General features: G+C 61.3%; 1 protein-coding gene. It reads left to right on the forward strand.

Annotated features, from left to right (window positions below):
* Positions 1 to 261, forward strand: a 261-nt coding sequence (locus tag SB756_RS31640; RefSeq protein WP_410913443.1) for an AraC family transcriptional regulator, incomplete at both ends; no start/stop codon positions are given.

Here is a 261-nt window from a genome sequence, read left to right on the forward strand (position 1 = left end):
CTTGCTGGTGGTGATGAAGCGCCAGGGCGGACAGGCGCAGTTCAGCCCGTTGATGCCTGCCGTGGCGCCGCCGGAAACGCCGGTAGCCCGGGTGCAGAACTATGTGCTCGAACACATTGATGAGGCCTTTAGCGTCGAACGCATGGCCAGCCTGGCGAATATGAGTGCGCGACATTTCGCCCGGGTGTTTGCCCGTGAAGTGAACATGACGCCCATGGAGTTTTTGCAAAGCGCGCGTATCGACTGGGCTCGCAGCCTGCT

Source organism: Pseudomonas sp. SIMBA_068, assembly GCF_046534705.1.
GTDB lineage: Bacteria > Pseudomonadota > Gammaproteobacteria > Pseudomonadales > Pseudomonadaceae > Aquipseudomonas > Aquipseudomonas putida.